Genomic DNA, 22,426 nt, shown 5'->3' on the forward strand with positions numbered 1-22,426 from the left:
AAACGAAAGCAAACTGCTTTAGGCTGCACGTACTTTTTCAAGGAATGCACCAACAGTATTGTTGATGTGATCTGCCTGACGAGAAAGCGCGTCGGCAAGATCAGACACTGTACCGCCAGTGCTACGTGCATTGCTGGATGCATTTTCAACCATCTGCATTGCACTCGCCCCTTCCTGAGAGCTTTGCGTCGCATTCGCCACATTCTCGGTAATCGACTGAATAGCTGCGTTCTGCTGCTCAACAGATGCAGCAACAGCAGCCGCGATCTGGCTCATTTCGTGAATAACATCACTCACGTCACCAATAGCGCCAACCGCTTCTGCTGAGGCTTCTTGAATGGAACCAACCTGCTGTGCAATTTCCTCGGTTGCTTGAGAAGTCTGATTTGCCAGCATCTTCACTTCAGATGCCACCACAGCAAAGCCTTTGCCATGCTCACCTGCACGGGCAGCTTCAATGGTCGCGTTCAGAGCAAGCAGGTTCGTCTGGTTCGCAATATCACGAATAAGCCCAACAGCTTCACCAATACGATTTGCTGCATCACTCAACAGATTCATGGTCTCAGCAGTCGCTTTTGAACCTTCAACCGCTCGGTCTGCAACGCTCGTTGATTGCTCAGCCTGTCCCGCAATCTCGTTGATAGACATGGCTAGCTCTTCCGTCGCAGCAGATGCGCTGGAAACATTCTCAGCGGCACTCTCAACAGCACGTCCTGCAGACACAGCTTCTTTCGACACGTTGTCTGCAGCAGATCCCACATCATTAGAGGCTTCACCAAGCCCATCCGCAGCACTGTGCAGACTACTCAGCGCTTCAGCAACGGTTTGCTCGAAACCAACAATGAGATTATCAACTTGCTCAGCACGGGCCTGTTTCTCAGCGTTTTCATGATCTTGCTGATCCTGCAGCATCCGGCGCTCCTCAATATTGTCGCGGAACACTTGCAGCGTCTGCGCCATGGCGGAGATTTCCCTACCGCCTTTATTGAGAGGAATAACGGCTGACAAATCATTCTTCGCCAGCAATGCCATAGCATTACGCAACGCATTCAGGTTACGCAAAATACCGAAGATCAAGAGAGAGCCAAGAATGAACAGCGTTAGCGCGATACCACCAACTGCAATGCCCAGATAAAGGTTTGTCTGCTGTGTGGTCTCTGTCAGACGCGCCTGCGCATCATTCGCACCCTGCACCGCAGAGTTTTTCAACTCATCAAGCCGTGGCGGAAGAAGGTCAAACAGATTCGCCAGCAGCTCAGAACTCGTCGCCCGCTTATCAAAGGCCTTAGAGTAAGCCTCGAACGCCTTCTTGTAGGCCAGCATGTTGGTTTTGACCTTCTCAGCAACAGCCGGGTCAATTTGTGCTCGCGGCACGGTGCGCTCATAACGGGAGAATGCAACTTCAAACGCACCCAGAGAATTTTGGCTACCCGTAAGCGCATAATCCAACTGCGCACGCGCTAGATCACTAAACGTATGCATCAGCTTCAGCGTATTGGGGTCTTTGCTGCGTCTGTGCTTTTGTTTAACGGCGGATTCTGCCTGAGAAAGCGCGGCGGACAGCTCTTTCTGCAAGCCACGGTCCGCATCATATCCAAGCGTGGACTGGTAGCCATGCAACATCTCAAAGGCACCACTGATTGCATCAATCGTGTCTCGTGCATCAGAGATCTCAAGAAAATAATCCATGGCAACCGGGAGCGCATTTAACTCCTGCAATTCAGTCTGCGCTTCACCAACCAACGTGTCGAATCGACTTTTCAGACTGTCACTCGGCACATTTTCATAATCTTTTTGTGTCGATTGCAACACACCTGCGGTAATTGCAATCGTCTGGCTCAGCTCAGCAAGTTCGGTGTATTCTTTCGACTGCAGAAAGGCAGCCTCCGTTTGCTGTTGGCTCCAAAGATAAACAAAGCCAACACCACCAAATCCGATAAGTGTCAGAATACCAAGAGCAATTGCCCGAAACCGAATACTTACATTCCGAGTTAACGAGAAAACTTTATTTCCCGTAGAAGAAATAGCCCGCGTCCAATTTACTCGCATCGGAGACCCCTAGACCAATAAAATTACTAATAGTATTTTTAATTATTCCTCATAGGTATAGGCTCAAATCGTTTAAAGATTACAAATAATGCATCGCACAAATGATTTTGTTGCTCACCCCACCCAGCGTCATGTGCTAAGGACGCATAAAAATAAGACACACCATTGCCCTCGCTTACCAAATTAGTTCCCATTATCTTCGTTTTGCTCTGGTCCACCGGTTTCATCGGTGCCCGCCTCGGAGCACCCTACTCAGAGCCTTTTGCCTTTTTGAGCCTCCGCTTCCTGCTCGTCCTACCGCTGATGGGCATGATTGTCTGGTTATCTGGCAGAAGCTTTGCCTTAACGCGCCAGCAGGTCCTCCATGCCGTCATTACAGGCATGCTGGTGCATGGCATCTATCTCTCAGGGGTCTTCTGGGCCATCGACAACGGAATGCCAGCAGGCGTAACCGCTCTCATCACTGGTCTGCAACCTTTCATCACCGGCACACTCGCATATTTCCTGCTGAAAGAAGATGTGACGCCGCGCCAATGGATCGGCTTAGCCGCGGGGTTTGTCGGTATCGTGCTGGTGATCCTGCCTAAGATGGGAAGCGGCGTTGCGCAGATCCCTCTTTGGACTGTAGCAGCCGCCTTTGTGGCAACCCTTGGCATCGCCATCGGCACCACATGGCAAAAGCGTCAGCCAACGAATACGGATCTGGTCACAGGCATCTTCTACCAGTATTTCGGCGCCCTGCTCATAACGCTGCCGCTGTCCATGACAGAAAGCTGGGTCATCACCTGGTCAGGAGATCTGATCTTCGCACTGGCATGGCTGGTCATTGTGTTGTCAGTGGGCGCAGTCCTGCTGCTCATGTACCTGCTCCAGCACGGAGCCGCATCAACAACAGCAACGCTGTTCTACCTGACACCCGTCGCAGCAGCCATCGAAAGCTACTTCCTTTTCGGAGAGACGCTCAACCTCATTCAGCTGATAGGCATGGCCATCGTTGTGGTAGCAATCGCAGTTTGTCGGCCAAAACAGAAAGCTTAAGTTCAGCCTTCCGCATCAGAGCAAGGGCCAGCCTCAACACGCTGGTTCACACGGCGAACACGCATAAGCGCCGCATTAAACTCACCACCCAGAATAAAGATGACGGCTGTCAGATACATAAAGATGATGGCCGTCATGATACCAGCAAGACCAGCATACAAAGACACATAGTTCGCCCACCGCGCCAGATAAGCACCAAAGGCCGTACCAGCGATGATCCACAAGATCATGGTCAACACAATGCCGGGCAGCACTTCAAAGAAGCTCCGGCGACCAGCCGGCAGATACATATGAGCTGTCAAAAGAGCACACATCAGCAACAAAGATGTGATGCCATAACGGACGATATTCGCCTTGTAGCTGAACTGCTCCATAACCGGCGCCAGATGAACAGCCCATTCCCAAGCCAGCGGACCAAACACGATCAGGAACGTTGAAACCATCAAAACAGCGGTACCAATCAGAACGGCCAGAATGGACTGTGTCCGGCAGAAGAACCAGCTTCGAGTATCTCGAACCCGATAAGCACGGTTCAACCCGACTCGCATGGCTTCAACGCCATTGGAGGAGAACCAAAGCGTGACAACCACACCGAAGGTCAACAAATCACCACGCGGTTGTGTCAGAACAGCTTTAATCTCACCGGAAACCGGACCAGCCACCCGTTCAGGCCAGACGTCAAAAATCAACTCCGTCGCACTTTGCGCAACCGAGTTCAGACCGAGAAAACCAGAGAACGCCGCCACAAAAATCAGAAATGGAAACAGAGCCATCAATGATGACAAAGCCACATGGCTCGCCACGGCATAGCCATCATCAGAGTTGAAATGCCCGAGAGCATCTGCAAGCACCTGATACAATTTTCCCCAAAGGCCACGTTTCTTCATAAAACTGATCTGGTCTGTCTCTATGTAAGTTTCAAGTTAGATAATAGACGGGACTTCAAGAAATATTCATGAAGAAAGCTCCCACCTTTAGGGCATTGCACAAATACACATCCTATTTAAGTTTGCAGTGCACAATGACCGAGTGGATTGAGGGAGGCAAGCCGTGTCGGAAACGGTGAATACAATAGAACAAGCAGTCGCACCATCGAAAGAAACACGTGCTCAGGCGCTAAAATCTCTTGAAGCTCTGCTTAGCATCGCGCGCAAAAACGTAAAACTGCGCGTATTGAAAGATGGCCGCATCGCCTCCGCTCTCATGGAGCAAGAACAGCGCGCCACCCACGGTCTTGCCTGGCTTGCAACTTATGTGGAAGCCCTCAAGCAGCTGAACGCATATGGCGAACGGCTGGAAACCGAAGGCGCTTTCGGCGAAGTGGAAAGCCTGATCCTGCGCATAGGCCTTGCAGAATACACCGCACAAGTCTTTGGTGGCCTGCCAATGAGTCAGGGCGAAATCCTTCGCCTCTCCGACTTAGGTATCAGCCGCAATGAAGCAAACAGCCATCACACCGAAGCTGTTGAAGCAGTCATTGCGGACGGCACCCAACCAGCCCTGCGCACGCGTCTTGCAGAACTCATGCAGCACGCAGAAGGCCAATCCACCATCGGAGCAACTGGACTGGACGAGACCTACGAGCAAATTCGCGAGGAGATGCGCAAGTTTGCGGAAGCAAAGGTCACCCCGTTTGCTCACGAATGGCACCTGAAAAACGAATACATCCCTCTTGAGATCATCAATGAGATGGCAGAGATGGGCGTATTCGGCCTGACGATTCCGGAAGAATTCGGCGGCATGGGCCTTGGTAAAGAATCCATGTGTGTGGTCTCAGAGGAACTCTCCCGCGCCTATATCGGCGTTGGCTCCCTCGGCACCCGCTCCGAAATCGCGGCAGAACTTATTCTCGGCGGCGGTACGGAAGAACAGAAAGCCAAGTGGCTCCCACGCATCGCCTCTGGTGAAACTCTGCCAACTGCAGTCTTCACCGAACCAAACACCGGCTCAGATCTCGCGTCGTTGAAAACACGCGCAGTTAAAGACGGCGACACATGGAAGGTCTCCGGCAACAAAACATGGATCACCCACCCGGTCCGTGCCGACATCATGACCTTGCTCACCCGCACCAAGCCGGAAGAGCCTGGATACAAAGGCCTGTCCATGTTCATCGCGGAAAAGCCTCGTGGAACAGATGAAGAGCCATTCCCGGCTGAAGGCATGTCAGGTGGTGAGATTGAAGTTCTCGGTTATCGCGGCATGAAGGAATACGAAATCGCGTTTGACGGTTTTGAAGTCAAAGACGAGAACCTGCTGGGTCAGGTGGAAGGTCAAGGCTTCAAACAGCTTATGCAAACCTTCGAGTCCGCCCGCATTCAAACTGCCGCCCGTGCAATCGGTGTCGCTCAATGCGCTCTGGACCTTGGCCTGCGTTATGCGCAAGAGCGTGTCCAGTTTGGCAAATCACTCATCAACTTCCCGCGCGTGTCAGACAAACTCGCCATCATCGCCTGCGAAACCATGATCGCCCGCCAGCTCACCTACTTCTCCGCATGGGAGAAAGACAGTGGCAGACGATGTGATCTGGAAGCAGGTATGGCGAAACTACTCGGCGCACGTGTGGCCTGGGCTGCAGCAGACAACGCATTGCAGATCCACGGCGGCAACGGCTTCGCACAAGAGTACCCGATCTCTCGAGTACTCTGCGATGCACGTATTCTCTCAATCTTTGAGGGAGCAGCAGAAATTCAGGCGCAGGTAATCGCACGCCGTCTGCTGGATGAAACCGAGCTGTAGAACGTTTTCCAGATAAGAATAGGAAGCGCGATTACTTCCGTCGCGCTTCTTCATAAACTGAGAGTTCAAGGCGCTTATCCATAAGCGTCTTTCTTATTTCAAATCGCTCGTCAGTCTTGGTCGCAGCTTTAAGCTGATCTTCCAATGTGGAGATCTCGCGGCGCAGTTTCAGTTCTCCCTGAATGCTACCACCAGCTCCATTCACCACACTCATTTGTGCACTTTGAGCGAAATTTGTCCCGGACCTTCTGGGAATAGGTTTTCCCGCACCTTCAAGGCGATCCATAGAACCATTCATCTGTGATCGGCGAATTTGTTGCTCGATTAGTCGATCCATTCCCATAAACAGACCTCTATCCTTTGTTTTTCTTAGATCAATTTCTCTGATGACTGTGGCTGCAACATGTTCATATGCAATTTTTCTAAATTTATTCGCTGAATACAATTAACTTACAATCGGACAAAATTATCGATTTTAACTTTACGGCAATAAACTCACCATCTCCGGTTGCATTATGCAATTTACACGGTACACTTTAGTTAAATTTTTATTTAATTTACATTGAAATGGAGAGCGCGATGTTGCGGCCTCTTATTTTTGCAAGTCTTATCGCGGGCTCAGCACTGGTATTAGCTGGCAGCACTTGGGCATTGACACAGACCCGTGCCGTTGGTCCTGGTCTCACCCAAATCAGCGCACCTTCTAACAATGCATTGAAACCAATTTCCGCCGATAGCAAACTCATCCGCTATCCAGCAAAGTCCGCTCTGAAACAGCTAAAAGCAAAATCAAGGCTTGTACGGCTTGAACCCAAATCAAAGCTGATCCGATATCGAGTAAAAACAGCCGATGCTACAGTCGCAACTAAGCCAGCCTCATTGACTTACGCGCATGTAACCGGAGTCCTCAGCTATGTCCCCCGTCAGGAACTGGACGACTTGCTCGCCTTCCTAAACAAGGACATCTATCAACTGACAGGAACCCACTCAGCAGCAGGCTTAGTACACAAAACCTCATGGCGGTTACAGCAACAGAGCAGTCAGATTCTAGAGAACGTATCCTCCTACCTGCCCTGAGCGAAGCTATTTATAGAGACGCGTACCAACAGTACGCCTCTCCCTTCCTCAATCCACCATATCAGGCAGCCAGAGGGTAGCTTTCTTCCACCAGATACGGCCCTCCACCAACTGCCGCTTTTGCTGAGAAGAGCACGAACCGCCCAGCGGTGAATGCAGGTGCTGAGAATTCACCCCGCATCTCAAGCCAATGTGCCAGCTCTGCAGGGGATGTCCCTCTCAACCGAGCCAATGTCACATGCGGCATATACTTGCGCCGAGCTGCCTGTAGGCCCAGCCGCTGCAAGATGCGCTCCTGCTCAGATTGAAGCTCCGCCAGCTCTTGAGTGGGTTCAACGCGTGCCCAAAGCGCATTTGGTTTGGCTCCCCCAAACGATCCCAGCCCGGTCAGCTTGATCGTCAACGGAGCGCGATTCACCCGTGCCAGCTCATAGGCAACTTCATCGGCAATGCGATCATCGATGTCTCCTATAAACCGTAATGTGATGTGGTAATTTTCTGGGTCGATCCATCGAGCGCCGCGCAGTCCTCCGCGCATAACGCTCAACATCATCCCGGTACCCGAAGGCAGCTCTAGGCCAGTGAAAAGGCGAGGCATATCAGGACCCTCCACTAATGTAGATAATAAATTAGCTCACGTTTAGCGCCAGAGTACAAGCAGAAAATCACAGCTCTACGAACATCCGGGGATTTTCTTTCCACTCTTTCAAAACGAAAAATGCCGAAGCCCACACAAGGCTCCGGCACATTTTTCTTAAAACAGGTTGATGCAATCTACCTGGCGATTACGGGCAAGGATTGGTGTACTGCAGGTGGATATCGTTAATCCGCGCCACGATCTCTTCAGTCATCTCAAAGTCAATCGCACGAATATCTGTCGCCAACTGCTCCATGTTCGTCGCACCAATGATCACGGAGGTCACGAATGAACGAGAATGAGCAAACGCAAGCGCCATAATGGCCGGATCAACGCCCAGCTCAGCAGCTAAATCGCAGTAAGCATCAATCGCCTGCTGACCAAATGGATTTTCGTAACGACCAAGGCGCTTGAACAGCGTCTTACGCGCACCAGCTGGCAGCGCGCCATTACGGTACTTGCCGGTCAGATAACCTTGCGCCAGAGAGGAGTATGCCAGAAGGCCAACATTCTCGCGATGAGCAATCTCAGCGCCACCCACTTCAAACAGACGGTTCACCAGAGAGTACGCATTCTGGATAGACTGAATTCGCGGCAAACCACGCTCTTCAGATTCCTGCACAAACTTCATGGTGCCCCATGGGCTTTCGTTGGAAAGACCTACATGGCGGATTTTACCCGCCTTCACGAGCTCCTGCATAACCTCAAGGGTCTCGTGGATCGCATTTTCGTCTTCAGCCGGGTCCACCGCCTGCCAAATATTGCTAACAGAACCGAAACCGGACACATTGCGGTCTGGCCAATGCAGCTGATACAGATCGATGTAATCTGTCTGCAAACGCTTCAGGCTGGCATCCACTGCTTCCATGATCTGCGCGCGGGAAAGCTGGCTCGTAGAACCATCTTCACGGTGCCAGTCCTGAACAGAACGACCAACAACCTTGGTTGCCAGAACAACCTTGTCGCGATTGCCGGTTTTCTTGAACCATGTTCCGATAATTTCTTCGGTCCGGCCTTTGGTTTCCGGCTTCGGCGGTACGGCGTAAAGCTCTGCAGTATCAAAGAAATTAATGCCCTGCTCCAAGGAATAATCCATTTGAGCGTGGCCTTCAGCTTCGGTGTTTTGTTCACCCCATGTCATCGTACCAAGACAGATGCTGGAGACGTCGAGGTCTGTACGCCCCAATTTACGAAATTCCATGTATTCCCCGTTTGCAGCCCCAAGCTGCTTTTCTTTTTCATGCCCCCTACCGGGCACAAAGGACAATGATCCAGCCTCGTCCAAAGACAACGGATCCTGCCCTGAATTCTGTTTTGCTAAATCTGCCTCATGGATGGAGGTCGGCAGAGGAAGTGGCATAGCAAGCATCGCTAAGCGCATCTTCGAAAAGTAGAAGGTGTTTTTCCGACAGGAAGGCATAGCAAGTCAATACTTTAAAGCAGACTCAGCGTTCCAGCCTGAAAAGGAAGATCATCAGCCTTTAAGATTTTGCCTGTTCGATGAGCAGTTCAACGGAAGGCAGAATTTTTTCGACAATGATCGAAACACCTTCACCTGTTGGATGCATGCCGTCACCAAGGTTCAACTCAGGTTCCGCTGCCACACCATCCAGAAAGAACGGATAAAGCAATGCATCATGCTTCTCGGCAAGATCACCATAAATGGAGTTAAACTCCTGACCGTATTGGTCACCCAGATTAGGCGGCGCCATCATACCAGCAAGCAGCACCGGAATATCGCGCGACACCAGTTGAGCAAGCATCGCATCCAGATTTTTGCGCGTTATAGACGGGTCCAGCCCACGCAACGCATCATTTGCGCCCAGTTCAAGGATCACTCCGTCCACGTCGTCCCCTACAGACCAGTTCAACCGCGATAGACCGCCGGAACTGGTATCACCGGACACACCAGCGTTCACCACGGTGATGTTATAGCCCCGCTCTTGTAGGGCCTTCTCCAGCTTTACGGGAAAGGCGTCTTCAGGTGGCAACTGATAACCAGCCGTCAGGCTATCGCCAAAGGCAACCAGCTTCACTGGCTCGGCTCCATCCTGCGCCAGTCCGGTGGAAGCACCTGCAAACGCAAGGCCCAGCGCAATGACAGCACCACTGAAAAAACGCAGCACACCAGATTTAGCTTCAACTTTTCGTGATCCAGACATTCAAATACCTTAGATTTTTTCAAACCGAGCTGGACGATGCAATCCACCCTACCCATATGCTTCCCAAGTGCGGCTGCGACAAGAGCCGCCAACGAATTTATTATAAGATGTAATTCAGGGATTTGCATCGCCTGCACATCAAGGTGGAAGAATGACAGGTAATCCGGCATTAGACTTAAACGGCGTTCACCTCAGCCTGGGCCACGGCGCAGGCCGCACCCATATTCTCAAAGGCATTGATCTTTCTATCAGCACCGGCGAAAGCGTCGGGCTTGTTGGGCCATCCGGCTCAGGCAAATCAACCCTGCTCATGGTAATGGCTGGTCTGGAACGCGCAGACAAAGGCACCGTCAAAGCCGCAGGGCAAGAACTCGGCACAATGAGCGAGGATGAACTCGCCCGTTTCCGTGGTCAAAATGTCGGCATCATCTTCCAGTCCTTCCACCTGGTCCCGAATATGACCGCACTGGAAAATGTCGCCGTCCCCCTTGAGCTTTCCGGTGATCCCAAAGCATTTGACCGTGCAAAAGAAGAGTTAGAAGCCGTCGGCCTTGGCCACCGCCTCAACCACTACCCAACTCAGCTTTCTGGCGGTGAGCAGCAGCGCGTTGCCGTAGCCCGTGCCCTCGTCACCAATCCTGAAATTCTGATCGCAGATGAGCCAACGGGCAATCTGGATGAAACCACGGGTGAACAAATCATTGAGCTGATGTTCAACGCGCAGGAACGCAAGAACACCACACTCGTCCTCGTCACACACGACCCATCTCTGGCAGACCGCTGTCAGCGCAAAATCCGGGTGCATTCCGGCACGGTTGAGGAAGAAGGCCCTGCAGTGCGTGAGGTACGCGCCCGATGAGCCAAACCAACTCAAACGGCTTCCAGCCCGGCTTTGGCCTTGCAGCCCGTTTTGCCCTGCGCGAAATGCGGGGCGGCCTCAAAGGGTTTTACGTTTTCATCGCCTGTATCGCACTGGGCGTGGCCGCCATTGCTGGCGTTGCCTCCTTTTCCCGTGCGCTGACAGAAGGCATTTCAGCAGAAGGTCAGGCCATCCTTGGCGGCGACCTCGCATTCTCTCTTATTCACCGAGAAGCAACACCAGATCAGCTCGCCCACCTGCAAAGTATGGGCGACATCTCCAGAATCTCCAGCCTGCGCGCGATGGCCCGTACCGACACCGCAGGTAACCAGACACTGGTTGAGCTAAAGGCAGTTGATAATCCCTACCCGTTGATTGGTGAGTTCGACCTCTCCTCTGGCAAGGACCTGCAAGCGACCATCAACGGCAGAACAGAAGGCCTGCGTAATGCTGTGGCTGAAGTTGCCCTACTGGCACGCCTTGGTCTGGAAGTGGGTGACCAGATTGCCGTCGGCAAAACCGAGTTCCGCATCGCCGATACAATTGAGCTGGAACCGGACAAACTCTCGTCTGGCATGACAGTCGGTCCTCGCCTCCTCATCTCTCAGGAAGCATTGCAAGACACTGGCCTGATCCGCCCCGGCTCATTGGTCAACTACACGTATCGCGTCCGCATGGGCGACAACGTGCCGGAAGATCAGCTCCAGCAAGCCATTGACCGGACAAACAGTCAGTTCCCTGATGCTGGTTGGCGTATCCGCTCCAAATTGGAAGCAGCCCCAAGCCTGCAACGGAACATTCAGCGCTTCGCCCAGTTCCTCACGCTCATCGGCATCACGTCCCTCGTGGTGGGCGGTGTTGGCGTGGCAAACGCTGTGCGCAGTTACATGGATACCCGCCGGGAAGTCATTGCCAGCTTCAAATGCCTCGGCGCATCAGGTGGCTTTGTCTTCAAGGTCTATCTCATTCAGATGATGGTCCTCGCCACAATTGGCATTTTCATCGGCATGGCACTGGGTGCTCTGATCCCGCTTGTGGCTATGGCAGCGCTGCAATCCATCTTGCCAATCAACGCTGTACAAGCAGTCTATCCGCTTCAGTTGCTGCTCGGCATGGCATACGGCTATCTCACCGCCCTCGCCTTTGCTCTTTGGCCACTTGGCAGAGCCCACGACATCGCACCAACCGTGCTGTTTCGTGATGAAGTCAGCACTCGCAGCCGCTATCCAAAGCCGCTGTATATCGCTGGCGCTGCAGTAACCTTGGTTCTGCTGGCAGGCCTCGCACTTGTTATGGCCTACGACAAAACCATCGCGATCATCTTCATTGGCGCGTGCACTGGCACATATCTGCTGTTGCTTGTCGTAGCCCGCCTCATCATGGCAGCGGCGCGTAAGGTGCCAACAGTCCGCTCCACAGAGCTGCGTCTGGCAATCACAAACATTTATCGCCCCGGCGCACTAACACCATCCGTCGTGCTATCACTCGGCCTGGGCCTGTCACTGCTGGTCGCTTTGGCTCTGATTGATGGCAATCTACGCCGTGAACTCAATCAGGCAGCTCAGGAACAGGCTCCAAGCTTCTTCTTCGTCGATATTCAAAACCACGAAAAAGACGCCTTCGAAGCTCTCGTCACTGAAAAAGCAGCAGGCACAGAGTTCAACGCGGTTCCAATGCTGCGCGGAAACATCGTCGAGCTGAAAGGCATCCCTGCATCAGACTATCCCGCTCCACCAGAAGCGGAATGGATCCTGCGCGGTGACCGCGGCATCACATATTCCGAAACTCTGCCTGAAAACTCCATTGTCACAGCAGGCGAATGGTGGCCGAAGGATTACACTGGCGAGCCGCTCGTCTCCTTCTCTGACGACAACGCCCGCGAGCTGGGCTTGAGTATTGGCGATAAGATCACCGTCAACGTGCTTGGACGCCAGATCTCTGCGAAAATTGCAAACTTCCGTACGGTGGACTGGGAAAGTATGTCCATCAATTTCGTGATGATCTTCTCACCAAACACCTTCGCAGGCGCACCTCATACCCATCTGGCAACCGTAGGCTGGCCGGGCGAAGCAACTCTGCAGCAAGAACTTGATCTGCTGAAGGAAGTTACACTAGCCTTCCCAACGATCACGTCAATCAGAGTGAAAGATGCGATCGCACAGGTGAATGACCTTGTCGGTCAGCTCGCATGGGCCATACGTGGCGCCTCCTCCATCACACTCCTCGCAAGTGTACTGGTTTTGGCTGGCGCATTGGCAGCAGGCCATCAAAGCCGCATTTATGATGCAGTTATTTTGAAAACACTCGGCGCCACACGGGGCCGTCTCATCAAGGCATACATTCTGGAATACCTGATCCTTGGTGGCACCACTGCAATCTTTGCCCTGTTTACAGGCTCGCTGGCGGCTTATTTCATCATCACAGGTGTGATGGAAGGCAGCTTCACCCTTCTGCCCGTAACGGCCATCACCGCCATCATCGGCGCTCTTATTTTCACAGTAGGCTTCGGTTTACTGGGCACTTGGAGAGTGTTGGGAGAAAAACCTGCACCCGTTTTACGAAATCTGTAAAACTCCGTGGACTGCATCAAGTAAAAAAACGTTGATCGACGCAGATGCAGTCCACATCTCTCAGAAGTATGAGTTAACAGACCAACTCTTCTATTTTCCGGCTAAGGTCTTGCACCGCCAGCAACATTACAACTGGTTAATAATAGGGTCCGGTTTTACCAAGTTTATACCAAAAGATCTTGCTTTAAGGGGCGATTTTACAAAAATCGGCAGGGTGCACTCTTGTCTTACGCCCTTTTTCCCACCATATTTGCTGATATGTAACTCGGGTCAGTCACCCGTGCTGTTTGGTATGACCAACAGCAAACACGTGTTTAACAAGAGAGAGGATCCACATGGCGACCTTCGACCGCAATAATTCTACGCGGTATGGAATGGCTGGCTCTCATGCCAATGCAGCCGCATTTGACGCTGGTCTGCGCGCCTACATGCTTCGCGTTTACAACTACATGGCAGTCGGTGTTGCAATCACCGGTGTGCTCGCACTGCTCACCTCAATGATGGCGACGACGACTGATCCATCTATGGCAGCAGCTCAGATGGGTAATACTTTGCTCACCAGCCTTGGTGTTGCACTGTATGGTAGCCCGCTGAAGTGGGTTGTTATGCTTGCTCCACTTGGTTTCGTGTTCTTCCTGAGCGCACGGATCAATAAGATGAGCGCATCCGCTGCACAAATGACCTTCTGGGCATTTGCAGCTTTGATGGGTGTTTCTCTCTCATCAATCTTCATCGTTTACACCGGCAACTCCATTGCTCGTGTATTCTTCATCTCTGCAGCTTCCTTTGGCGCGCTGAGCCTGTTCGGCTACACCACCAAGAAAGACCTCTCCGCTTGGGGTTCCTTCTTGTTCATGGGCCTGATCGGCATCATCATCGCGTCTGTGGTCAACCTCTTCCTTGCGTCTTCTGCTCTGCAGTTCGCAATCTCCGTGGTTGGCGTTCTGGTATTCGCAGGCCTCACCGCCTACGACACCCAGCAGATCAAGGAAATGTATGCAGCTGTTGATGACAGCGAAGTAGCAGGCAAGAAAGCCATTATGGGCGCGCTGCGCCTGTACCTGGACTTCATCAACCTGTTCATGATGCTTCTGTCCCTGTTCGGCAACCGCGAGTAATCGCAGCAGCCATCAGGCGTACAAATCAGAAAAAGCCCGAGGCATCCGCCCCGGGCTTTTTTCTTGGCCAAATGACAGCGTAGATATAGGCTTCAAGCTGGCATCAGAAACATAGTCACACTGCAGGACACCAAATGTACGGACCGCTCTCACTGTTCCATTGGTATGAACGCAAGGTTTTCCAGTTCAGGGACTTTCACAAAGCCCACGCAACCATGGCTGAGCGCTACCATATGATCGCAAGCATAGTGGCTGTCATCGCCACTATCGCCGCTGCCATCTACCTGCCAGTTCTGCTGATACCTGCAGGAATTGCCTATGTTTTGCAGTCCCCACTTAGCTACATAATCAATCGGGCCAAAGAGAAACGAAACAACGTTTACAACTCCGCATTCCCGAGTAAGCGATGGTACGCCGACTCAAATCACTGGAAACATCACCAGCTACAATTCGCAGTCGTAAAAGCTGTATTCCCTGATTTATAGCCAGTTAAATGCATCCAACACGCACAGATAACCACAACGTAACCGCTTAGTTTTCAGGGGTACAACCAAATTTCACTAGCCAAGATCAATAAGAGGTTTTATTTTCTTAACGTTGCGTACCATATGTTTTTCTAAGCAATTTTCTGCTTGTTCCAACAGCATTTGTAGGGGCAAAAAATGCCAAGACACTCGCCTTGTGCCATCGCCAATGAATTTCTGAGACGCCGAGGCAGCTCTGAATACCCATCTCAGATGTACATTCAAAAACTCGTTGCCATCGCCAACGGCTGGAACCTCGCAATCAACGGTGAGCCATTGGTGAACTCAGCTCCCCAAGCTTGGAAGAATGGCCCAGTATTTCGGCAGATATGGGATTTCATAAAGGAGGGCGGGCACAAAGGCCCCAATTGTGAAATTGCAGATCCCGTCACCGGCCAGATCGTCACTGGTCGCATCAATGGTAGTGAGCAAGACATCATTGATCACGTCTGGAAGAAGTACCGTAACTACACACCGCAGCAACTGTCAGATCTCACCCATCAAGCGAATTCTCCATGGGCCCATGCCTACTTCGAGAAGGGGAGAAACGCAGAAATCGATACAGAACGCACCCGACAATATTACATCAAACTCGCCTTAGCGGGCCGCTCTCACGCAGAAGAAGAGCAGTCCATACAAACAGCGGGTCGGATCAATGCCGCCTAACGATACATTCGAGGACACACTCGAAAAGCCACTCACTGTGGATGACATTGACGCAGCCGTCTCCAAGCTCCCTATTGAGGTGGACCCACCCGCCAAGATCGGGTTCGAGCAGCTGCTGAAAGACCGTCAGGCCCTGTCTGATGACAACACCCTGCTTCAGAACGAGCTGATGGAGCTTAAGTCACGGCTCGCGACCAAGCAGGAGCTGGACGCCCTCATCAAACCCTACGCAGGCAAAGCCTACTGGTTCATGTGCGTGTATTGCGGCACAGTTGCCCTCATCCTCGTGCTGGCAGGCTTCAAAAATGTCTATGGCAACTCGTTCAATCTGGCCGACAGCGTACTGGAGTTCCTCGTAGGCAGCACTGCAACCACCGTCATCGGCCTGGTCGGCATGGTGCTCACCGGCATCTTTGTGGGCGCTCGAAAATAGCGCCCCACACGCTCTACAGCGTATCTCCGAAAAGTGGAAACCGGTTTTCGGATAAAGATTCGCAAAAACAAAGGCTAAAGCAGTTCAGGTGTTTCAGCTTAAATGCGAACTGCTTTAATGACCGGATAACACCAACACCTTGACTGGAAAGGCCAACGCCTGGAACCGCAAGATCAGCGCGTGCATGATCGAGGTCGCATCCACCATGTGATAGTAAAGGCCGCCCCAGAACCCAAACTCACCCGCTGCAATCTGCTCACCATAATTGCTGTAGGCATTGGCAATGCACTTGCTGCCGGGAGGAATACCATTCGTATCACCGGGATAAAGCGGCTCCATGATCACCAGCAAGGTTCCCGGACGCGCAACATCCTGCGCATCCACCAGCTGATCCGTCGGGCGGAACTGACCTGAGGAGATAAAGTCCTGTGTGTCCACCACGACCATCGGAATAACCTCAAACGGTCGCGACGCACAGGTAATCTCTGCCGCCATGCCAACCTTGATCACAGTAGCAGTAATCTGCCCAAAGCCCGCCTGAAATCGCCCATACCCCGTCGTAGAAGGTACGAGAATACCAGCAGGACGTAGGATCGGGCTTACAATATCACCCGGCTGAAGAATGAACTGCGTGATCACACCATCAACGCCAGCATAAACAAACTTCTTGTGATAGGCGGACTCCGCCTGATGCAGCCGCGCAATCGCGCTGGTCCGCTGTGCAGGCAGGCTCACGGTAATCTTCGTCTGCACGATATCCCGGTTAGCAACAGCCGCATCCAGCTGTCCTTTGCGCACAACCACCTGATTTTCGCGTGTATCAATTTCTTTTTGTGTCACAACATCAGAGTTGCGCCGTTGTAGGTCCAGCGTCCGCTCCAACTCACTGACAGATTGATTATAGGCACCCTGCGCCTGAGAGATCATAGCTTCCGCACTGATCAGCTCAGAGTTCGCAAGCTGGATCTCAGCATCAATCTCATCCACTTCACTCTGCGCCGTATCCACCTGAGCTTTCTCAGTAGAAGAATCCAGCGTAAACAGCAGTTGCCCGGCCTTCACATGCTGGTTGTTCTCCACCACCACCAGATCAACCCGCCCCGCCGTTTCCGGCAGGATGGAAACGGTGCGATATAACGACAGCACGTTGGACGTGGTTGGGTGATAGAAGAAAACCAGCGTGATCAGCGCAATGGTCAGCATCAGCGCCCCGGTAATCCCCCAGCGCAGTTCATACCACACCGTAAAAAACGTAATCTCGTGCCCGATCCGCTTACCCTGCTTGTAGCGACGAAACAGATAGTCCGGCAGGATCGTCACAAGCGAGCAAAGAAGAAACTCAATCATTCTGTTTCTTCCCCTTTATCGTCTTGCGCAAGGAGTTGGCGATGGTGTTAAGCGGTGTCTCGTAATCCGGCAGGTTAATCGCAGCCAGCAACAGCGCTGCAATCCAGAAGTAGTTGTTGTGCGTGAACAACGCCAACACCGCCAGTAGGGCCACGATCTGCATATGCGACCGCCCATACTTGTGCGCCATCTTCTCTGGCAGGGCATGTAGGGAAAAGTAAAAGACACCCGCCAGCAACACCGCACCAATGGCGATGAAGATGGTGACCACCATCAAAACATCTGTACTGCCCGGTGCAGTGATGAAGATAGGAAGATGCCCAGCGAATTGCTCATGTTCGCCACCAGAAGCCATAGCCTGTACCGCTCGTCTCTCAGGGGTTGCATGGTGCCAGCGCAGAACGCGGACGGAATGGAGCATCTTTCATGCCCCATTCATGGTTACCCTGAGAGAAACAAATCGGGAGAAACTCGGCGAAAATGGAAGGTTTCGGGCCTTAAGGTAAAGGCCCACTAAGCGAAAACAGATGAATTGAAATCAAACGGCAGCCAGCTCTTCCCGCGCCTTCAAAAAGAGTGGCGCCAGCGCCTGCGACAACGCAAAGCTCTTCTCCGCATCTGCTTCCGTGTAGGCATGGTCTGCATCCAGCAGGTTCACCGTGCCAATTACCTCGCCTGACACCACCACTGGCAAATTCAGAGTTGCACCCAGCCCCATGGCAGCAATCTTCTCATGGTCAGGAAAGTAGTTTTTCACATCTTCAATGGTGTACCCAAGAAACGGCTTCTGCTGCACAAGCACGCGCTCATACCAGCCACCTTCTTTTTCAATCGGCTTGGTGCCAGAGGTACCATAAGAACCTTCCGCGCTGGAAAACAACCGCACCACATGGCTCCCGTCAGGATGCGTCACGGTAAGCGTAAACAGCTTGTATCCGGGAAATTTTGAGAACAACACGCCCGCTTTCTGTGCGGCCTCCTGCAAGCTGGAACTCTCCGTTACAGCCTGCACAAACTCAATCTGATCAACCACTTCAAATACCTGCAATTGTGAAATGCAGATACTGTAACTCCTCCGTGCTGACCATCAAGTCAGAGAAACTCAACTATGCCTCTTTCAAAGATCAGCCACGCTTCAGCTCTTTAAGGCCATCGTCATCCGTATAGAACTTGTCGTCGATACAGCACTCAGCTCGCAAAAACTGCAGAACTTCATCCAACTGCTCAAACTGAGCCACACAGTAAAGCACCCGCCCCTCACGCCGCTGTTTGATCAAGCCTGCAGAGGCCAAACCAGACAGATGATGCGACAGTGTTGAGCCCGGAATCTCCAGTTCTTCCTGCAATGTACCCACGGCAAGGCCTTTATAGCCAGCTTTTACAAGCCGCTTATAAATTGCAAGACGCGTTACATGTCCAAGCTCTTTCAAGGCCTTAGCAGTTTTTTCGATATCCATCTCATTCACCAGAATTTTCTATATTTCGACATTACTAGAAATATCTTGACATGAAAACCTATTATTCTATTATTTCGACAAATCCGGAAATGTCGTAATAAGGATCATACCCAATGTCACTGTCCTCTGAAATGCTCATAAGCAGCCTGGAAATGTTCGCAGTGCTTGCTGTGGAACTGACGATCCTCTTTCTGGCGATCAGTTACTTCGTCGGCATCTTGCAGGAATACATTCCGCCAAGCCGCGTGCAGAAGATCCTCAGCAGTCAAAACGGCAAAGGCTATGTCACAGCAGCAGCGCTTGGCGTCATCACCCCATTCTGCTCCTGCTCCACCATCCCGTTCCTGAAAGGCCTGCTCCGTGCCCGCGCTGGCTTTGGCACCATGATGGTGTTCCTATTCGCCAGCCCACTGCTTAACCCGATTATCATCGGCCTGTTCGCGGTGACTTTCGGTCTGGGTGTCACAGTGTTCTACTTCACCATCGCATTAGCGGTTTCCATCATCGCAGGTTACACGCTTGAAAAGCTTGGCTTCGAGAGGTTTGTGAAACCAGAAGCCTACGCTGCCCCATCCACCTCTTCATGCGGCAGCAGCTGCAGCGGAAGTGCGCCAGTTCAAAGCAAATGGGCAAGGGTATGGAACTCAACATGGGCAGACTTCAAAAAAGTCCTGCCATACCTCATCGGCGGCATCGCCATCGGCTCAATGATCTATGGCTTCATGCCAACAGATCTGGTGTCCTCTTGGGCGGGTGAAAACAATCCACTCGCAATCCCTGTGGCCGCTATCATCGGCATCCCGCTCTACATCAGAGCAGAAGCCGTGATCCCCCTCACCGCAGCACTTGCAGGCAAAGGCATGGGCCTCGGCGCAATCATGGCTCTCATCATCGGCAGCGCAGGTGCCAGCCTGACAGAGGTAATCTTGCTCAAGTCCCTCTTCAAAAACCAGATGATCGCCGCCTTCCTGGTCGTGATCCTAGGAATGGCCGTCAGCGCAGGTGTACTCTATTCGCTGATCTTTTGACCCTAGTAACCCCAGAAACCCAGCGTCTCACGCAAATCAGACCCTGCTAACATGCAAGTTAGCGGGGTTTGATTTTTCTAATCACGAATGATCTCCAGGAAGTCTGGACCAAACCGTTCCAGTTTGGACTCGCCAACACCAGAAATTTCCAGCATCTCTTCCAGCCGCTGCGGACGTTCTACCGCCATCTCGATCAAGGTCTTATCATTGAAGATCACATAAGGCGGAACATTCCGCTCCCGAGCTAATTCCATCCGCCGTGCCCGAAGTTTCTCGAACAGCTCCTGATCCGCAATGTCTTCAATCTGAGCCTTTGCCGGTGCTTTCGCCCGCCGCTCCATCTTGGCTGAGTTGGCAAACTGATCCACTTTCAGCTCAATGGTCCGGCGTTCCTTCAAGAACTCCATGCCCAGAGCTGTCATCTTCAAAGCCCCATGAGCATCATGATCAGCATAGATCAGACCAGCAGCCAGCAGTTGCCGGGCAATCGCGTTCCACTTGATCTTGTCAAACTCACCGCCGATGTTAAACGTCGACAGCTGGTCATGCCCACGTGAGATGATCCGCTCACTCGCATTGCCAAGCAGAACATCAATCACATAGTTCGCACCAAAGCTCTGCCCCGTGCGCAAAATGCAGGACAACAGCTTCTGCGCCGCAATGGTGCCATCCATCGTCTTTGGTGGGCTCAAACAGGTATCGCAGTTGCCACAAGGCTCACACTCATCACCAAAGTAGCGCAGCAGAACAGAGCGCCGGCAGGTCGCCGTCTCACAGTATCCCAGGAAAGACCGCAGCTTCTGCCGTTCAATCTGCTTCTGGCTCTCTGGCGCTTCACTGCGGTCGATCATCTGGTTCAGGAACACAACGTCCTGCATGCCATAGACCAGCCATGCCTCAGACGGCAGGCCATCACGCCCAGCGCGGCCTGTCTCCTGATAATAAGCCTCAATGTTCTTGGGAAGATCCAGATGCGCCACAAACCGCACGTTGGGCTTATCAATGCCCATACCAAACGCGACCGTGGCAACCATGATCATGCCTTCTTCTTTGATGAAGCGATCCTGATTGGCCTCGCGCACAGAACTATCAAAGCCCGCATGATAAGGCAGCGCATCAAAGCCCTCATCAACCAGCCAAGCAGCCGTCTCCTCCACCTTCTTGCGCGACAGGCAATAGATGATGCCACTCTCACCAGCTGGCCGATCCTTCAGGAAACGTCGCAACTGCTGCTTCGGATTACTCTTGATGCCAACGGTGTAGGTGATGTTAGGCCGATCAAACCCAGAGGAAATCAGGCGCGGCAGGTTAAGACGCTCTTGAATGTCCTTCCGCGTCGGCTCATCCGCCGTTGCCGTCACAGCCAGACAAGGCACGCCCTCAAGCTTTCCCCGCACGTTGGTCAGCTCTCGGTACTCAGGGCGGAAGTCATGGCCCCACTGGCTGATACAGTGCGCTTCATCAATCGCCAGTAGCGCAAGCAACCCACGCTGGTTCAGCTCTTCCAGCAAACCAACAAACTCAGGCCGCACCAATCGCTCTGGTGCCACATAAAGCAGATCCAGCTCCCCAGCCCGTAAATCCCGATAAGCGGCTTGAACCTCCTCACGAGAAAGCGCTGAGTTGATGGACGTCGCCCGCACGCCAAGCTCTCGCAATGTCGCAATCTGATCCTGCATCAATGCAATCAGCGGAGAAACAACAATGCCAACCCCACGACGACACAAAGCAGGCACCTGATAACACAGCGACTTACCCGCGCCTGTCGGCATCAACACACAGCAGCTCTCACCAGCCATCACGCTATCAATCACAACCTGCTGATTGCCGCGAAACGCGTCGTAGCCGAATACTTTTTTCAGAACATCATTCGGCGAGGCAACAATATCTTGCGTGAGTGTCATGAGCAGCAGCACTTACCTAAAAGGATTTGAAGGGCGTTTCCTAACGTCTACCCGTCTGCCCCAAGTGCGCAAGGTTTATCTGCCACTCGGGCACATAAACTTCGAGCAGCCGATCACCGATACTTCGCTGCCGAGATGAACTCACCAAAGGTTTCGCACCACACCAGCACCGTGTTGTAGGTCTCAATGTCAACGCCCTCCGGCACATCCAGTAGGAAGCCATCGAAGGTTTTGACGTCACCGATCAGAACGGAGTTGTCTTTGATTGGCAGGAACTCATCTTCATGCTCAACGAACTCAGGGACCAGATAAACCTTGTAATCCGGCCCCGGAGCAAGACGGCCCTGATGAACGATCATCTCTGGAGAGATACTCACCTTGCCCTCACCCCAATGCAGGAAGTCACTGCCACGCTGGTCGCGGCTGAACTCCGCAGTGTACTGCGCATTCTGAGCTTTCTGCTCCAATACGGCAGTCTCAGGAGAGTCCGGCGCTGTCAGGATAGGCAGAAAGTAGATCCCAAGCGCAAAGCCAACAACAAGCACTATGGTGTGCGAAACGAGCAATGCAACAAAACGGATCATAGGTGTTCTCTCGGTTTACAAGGTCAAAATCATTATGATCATAAAAGCGATCACATCAAATTGATCAGCCCCACTTGAGTGGTCCGGTTTGAAAGTTAGTGCATGACTGGCCTTTGGTCTACTGGAATGATTACTTCAGGAGCCGGTGGGCGGAAGTTCAGCGCACTATGGGGGCGTTTGGTATTGTAGTGTATCCTCCACCTTTCGATGATTATTTGGGCTTCACGCAACGAGTAA

Annotated in this window: 23 protein-coding genes; 10 read left to right on the plus strand and 13 right to left on the minus strand. The window is 52.4% G+C overall.

What is annotated here, in order from left to right:
- Positions 1 to 18: 18 nt before the first annotated feature.
- Positions 19 to 2,049, minus strand: coding sequence for a methyl-accepting chemotaxis protein (locus PsAD37_RS00160; RefSeq protein WP_063294436.1), 2,031 nt, complete (start codon positions 2,047 to 2,049; stop codon positions 19 to 21).
- Between the two features lie 165 nt (positions 2,050 to 2,214).
- Between PsAD37_RS00160 and PsAD37_RS00165 the strand changes: the two genes are divergently transcribed.
- On the plus strand, positions 2,215 to 3,087 hold the full coding sequence (locus tag PsAD37_RS00165; RefSeq protein ID WP_208991593.1) for a DMT family transporter: 873 nt from the start codon (positions 2,215 to 2,217) through the stop codon (positions 3,085 to 3,087).
- A 2-nt stretch (positions 3,088 to 3,089) separates the two neighbouring features.
- On the opposite strand, the gene PsAD37_RS00170 is transcribed toward PsAD37_RS00165, so the two are convergent.
- Positions 3,090 to 3,974, minus strand: coding sequence for a YihY/virulence factor BrkB family protein (locus tag PsAD37_RS00170; RefSeq protein WP_063294437.1), 885 nt, complete (start codon positions 3,972 to 3,974; stop codon positions 3,090 to 3,092).
- A gap of 175 nt (positions 3,975 to 4,149) precedes the next feature.
- Here PsAD37_RS00170 and PsAD37_RS00175 point away from each other — a divergent pair, with 175 nt between their 5' ends.
- Positions 4,150 to 5,823 carry an acyl-CoA dehydrogenase family protein gene (locus tag PsAD37_RS00175; protein ID WP_063294453.1) on the plus strand — a complete coding sequence of 558 codons (1,674 nt, stop codon included), beginning with the start codon at positions 4,150 to 4,152 and terminating at the stop codon, positions 5,821 to 5,823.
- 31 nt (positions 5,824 to 5,854) lie between these two features.
- Here PsAD37_RS00175 and PsAD37_RS27345 read toward each other — a convergent pair whose 3' ends face one another.
- Positions 5,855 to 6,166, minus strand: coding sequence for a DnaJ family domain-containing protein (locus PsAD37_RS27345; RefSeq protein WP_208985429.1), 312 nt, complete (start codon positions 6,164 to 6,166; stop codon positions 5,855 to 5,857).
- A gap of 236 nt (positions 6,167 to 6,402) precedes the next feature.
- Here PsAD37_RS27345 and PsAD37_RS00185 point away from each other — a divergent pair, with 236 nt between their 5' ends.
- A complete protein-coding gene (locus tag PsAD37_RS00185; protein WP_208991594.1) occupies positions 6,403 to 6,900 on the plus strand; it encodes a hypothetical protein in 498 nt (165 codons plus the stop codon).
- Positions 6,901 to 6,961: 61 nt separating this feature from the next.
- On the opposite strand, the gene thpR is transcribed toward PsAD37_RS00185, so the two are convergent.
- The 3 genes from thpR to PsAD37_RS00200 all read right to left on the minus strand — a co-directional run bounded on the left by thpR (position 6,962) and on the right by PsAD37_RS00200 (position 9,699).
- On the minus strand, positions 6,962 to 7,498 hold the full coding sequence (gene thpR / locus PsAD37_RS00190) for an RNA 2',3'-cyclic phosphodiesterase (RefSeq protein WP_063294440.1): 537 nt from the start codon (positions 7,496 to 7,498) through the stop codon (positions 6,962 to 6,964).
- A 187-nt stretch (positions 7,499 to 7,685) separates the two neighbouring features.
- Positions 7,686 to 8,738, minus strand: a complete 1,053-nt coding sequence (locus PsAD37_RS00195) for an aldo/keto reductase (protein ID WP_063294454.1) — start codon at positions 8,736 to 8,738, stop codon at positions 7,686 to 7,688.
- A gap of 280 nt (positions 8,739 to 9,018) precedes the next feature.
- A complete protein-coding gene (locus tag PsAD37_RS00200) occupies positions 9,019 to 9,699 on the minus strand; it encodes an arylesterase (protein WP_063294441.1) in 681 nt (226 codons plus the stop codon).
- Between the two features lie 151 nt (positions 9,700 to 9,850).
- Between PsAD37_RS00200 and PsAD37_RS00205 the strand changes: the two genes are divergently transcribed.
- The 6 genes from PsAD37_RS00205 (at position 9,851) to PsAD37_RS00230 (ending at position 15,869) form a co-directional block, all read left to right on the plus strand.
- Positions 9,851 to 10,558, plus strand: coding sequence for an ABC transporter ATP-binding protein (locus tag PsAD37_RS00205; protein WP_063294442.1), 708 nt, complete (start codon positions 9,851 to 9,853; stop codon positions 10,556 to 10,558).
- Entirely contained in the window at positions 10,555 to 13,128 is a 2,574-nt protein-coding gene (locus PsAD37_RS00210) for an ABC transporter permease (protein WP_063294443.1), read from the plus strand. Before PsAD37_RS00205 ends, PsAD37_RS00210 begins: the two co-directional genes overlap by 4 nt.
- A 335-nt stretch (positions 13,129 to 13,463) precedes the next feature.
- Positions 13,464 to 14,246, plus strand: coding sequence for a Bax inhibitor-1/YccA family protein (locus PsAD37_RS00215; protein WP_057463488.1), 783 nt, complete (start codon positions 13,464 to 13,466; stop codon positions 14,244 to 14,246).
- 134 nt (positions 14,247 to 14,380) lie between these two features.
- Positions 14,381 to 14,731: a hypothetical protein gene (locus tag PsAD37_RS00220; protein WP_063294444.1), complete on the plus strand. Its 351-nt coding sequence runs from the start codon at positions 14,381 to 14,383 to the stop codon at positions 14,729 to 14,731.
- Positions 14,732 to 14,908: 177 nt separating this feature from the next.
- Positions 14,909 to 15,436 (plus strand): Panacea domain-containing protein, encoded by a 528-nt coding sequence (locus tag PsAD37_RS00225; protein WP_208980967.1) that lies wholly within the window; start codon positions 14,909 to 14,911, stop codon positions 15,434 to 15,436.
- Entirely contained in the window at positions 15,426 to 15,869 is a 444-nt protein-coding gene (locus PsAD37_RS00230) for a hypothetical protein (protein WP_057463491.1), read from the plus strand. The genes PsAD37_RS00225 and PsAD37_RS00230 overlap by 11 nt, the downstream gene beginning before the upstream one ends.
- 114 nt (positions 15,870 to 15,983) lie before the next feature.
- Here the strand turns inward: PsAD37_RS00230 and PsAD37_RS00235 are convergent, their stop codons facing one another.
- The 4 genes from PsAD37_RS00235 to PsAD37_RS00250 form a co-directional block, all read right to left on the minus strand.
- Positions 15,984 to 17,216: an HlyD family secretion protein gene (locus PsAD37_RS00235; protein ID WP_063286059.1), complete on the minus strand. Its 1,233-nt coding sequence runs from the start codon at positions 17,214 to 17,216 to the stop codon at positions 15,984 to 15,986.
- On the minus strand, positions 17,209 to 17,637 hold the full coding sequence (locus PsAD37_RS00240) for a hypothetical protein (protein ID WP_208980968.1): 429 nt from the start codon (positions 17,635 to 17,637) through the stop codon (positions 17,209 to 17,211). The genes PsAD37_RS00235 and PsAD37_RS00240 overlap by 8 nt, the downstream gene beginning before the upstream one ends.
- A 117-nt stretch (positions 17,638 to 17,754) precedes the next feature.
- On the minus strand, positions 17,755 to 18,249 hold the full coding sequence (locus PsAD37_RS00245; protein WP_208991595.1) for a GAF domain-containing protein: 495 nt from the start codon (positions 18,247 to 18,249) through the stop codon (positions 17,755 to 17,757).
- A 91-nt stretch (positions 18,250 to 18,340) separates the two neighbouring features.
- Complete coding sequence (locus tag PsAD37_RS00250) at positions 18,341 to 18,673, minus strand: helix-turn-helix transcriptional regulator (RefSeq protein WP_063286436.1); 333 nt, start codon at positions 18,671 to 18,673, stop codon at positions 18,341 to 18,343.
- A gap of 113 nt (positions 18,674 to 18,786) precedes the next feature.
- Between PsAD37_RS00250 and PsAD37_RS00255 the strand changes: the two genes are divergently transcribed.
- Positions 18,787 to 19,701 (plus strand): permease, encoded by a 915-nt coding sequence (locus tag PsAD37_RS00255; RefSeq protein WP_063294446.1) that lies wholly within the window; start codon positions 18,787 to 18,789, stop codon positions 19,699 to 19,701.
- 77 nt (positions 19,702 to 19,778) lie between these two features.
- Here the strand turns inward: PsAD37_RS00255 and recQ are convergent, their stop codons facing one another.
- From recQ to PsAD37_RS27350, 3 genes are all read right to left on the minus strand, one after another.
- A complete protein-coding gene (gene recQ / locus PsAD37_RS00260) occupies positions 19,779 to 21,605 on the minus strand; it encodes a DNA helicase RecQ (RefSeq protein WP_208991596.1) in 1,827 nt (608 codons plus the stop codon).
- Positions 21,606 to 21,718: 113 nt separating this feature from the next.
- A complete protein-coding gene (locus tag PsAD37_RS00265; protein ID WP_063294448.1) occupies positions 21,719 to 22,189 on the minus strand; it encodes a DM13 domain-containing protein in 471 nt (156 codons plus the stop codon).
- Between the two features lie 95 nt (positions 22,190 to 22,284).
- Positions 22,285 to 22,426, minus strand: a 142-nt coding sequence (locus tag PsAD37_RS27350) for an integrase core domain-containing protein (RefSeq protein WP_153039653.1), incomplete at its 5' end; no start/stop codon positions are given.

The organism is Pseudovibrio sp. Ad37 (assembly GCF_001623075.1).
Taxonomy (GTDB): Bacteria; Pseudomonadota; Alphaproteobacteria; order Rhizobiales; family Stappiaceae; genus Pseudovibrio.